Here is a 1,136-nt window from a genome sequence, read left to right as displayed (position 1 = left end):
GAGAAAACATATTTCTTGTTTTTCTTGGAATAATTTATTCTTTGGAAATCCCTTAGTTGCTAGCTTAAACAAACTCAAAACTTGAATTTATTACTTCTACCCTTCCGACTTCTGCCTCCTGCCTTCTGCCCTCTGCCTTCCCCCAACCGAGATCACCAAAAGTTGCCAAGAACCATCTTTTCCTTTAAGTCACACTTTCTCGATTTATGGTTCAAAACTTTTCCTATATTATGGGTTCTTGTCAGCTTTTGGTGATGATGAAAAGTTACGCGCTTTAAGGCAGAAGGCAGGAGGCAGAAGGCAGAAGGGTTTTAAAATTTTGCCTGTCGTCGTAGAACTTGTGACAAAGATCCAGATCCAACTTGAAGACTTTTATTGTGATGTAGAGATTCTTTAACCCTTATACCACAAGGCTTTCTGTAATTTTATTCTTTCTTCCTTCTGCCCTCTGCCTTCTGCCTAAACCAGCCCACTATTGATCACCAAAAGTTGCCAAGAACCATATTATGATTCAAAGCACACCCATAATGTGGGAAAAATTTTGGGCGTTGCAGAATCAGTCTATGATGGGCTGAGGAATGGGCACTTCTCGGAACTTGAGGTCGTGAAGTAACAATCGAATTGAATGCGCCAGCATTTCTACTGATTTTGAATAACACAAGGTCTTACGATGTAATCGAGCCAGATAATGGCGTAAGCGAGTGTTTTCACCTTCCACTCTTGTCATGTAAGTTTTGCTCACAATCTGGTCACCCTCCGGTATAAAACCAGGATAAACAGACCATCCATCAGTAACATAGAAGTAGCACTGCCATGTTGCCACAACTGCTTACAAAGGTTTGAACGTCTCAGCACTATGATCGCCTAAAACCCAGGCTAAGATCCCTGTGAGCATCATCAGATGCATCAACTTTAACCAACCCAGTTGATTCCTCAAATTCTAGTTTCCAATTACTTTTTATCCTCAAGACAAAATATTTGTTTTCTTGTACTAATTCTTGAATAAATTTTAGTCCAGCAAAGTGGCATAAATAATCAAAGGTTCGTAGTGAGGGCTGAAGCGCTCGTTTGAGGACTTTAGCCCTCTTCTGTCACTTTCCGGGTATTCTAACCCTCTTCTGTCACTTTCCGGGTAT

At 40.8% G+C, this 1,136-nt stretch carries 2 pseudogenes; both read right to left on the bottom strand.

Annotated features, from left to right (window positions below):
- Nucleotides 1-556: 556 nt before the first annotated feature.
- Nucleotides 557-889, bottom strand: a pseudogene (locus RM368_RS38620) (IS1 family transposase); the annotation flags it as partial.
- Nucleotide 890: 1 nt separating this feature from the next.
- Nucleotides 891-1,022: pseudogene (locus RM368_RS38615) on the bottom strand (IS4 family transposase); the annotation flags it as partial.
- Nucleotides 1,023-1,136 lie beyond the last annotated feature (114 nt).

Source organism: Nostoc sp. DedSLP03 (assembly GCF_034530815.1).
GTDB lineage: Bacteria > Cyanobacteriota > Cyanobacteriia > Cyanobacteriales > Nostocaceae > Nostoc.
This window is presented reverse-complemented; position numbering and strand designations above follow the sequence as displayed.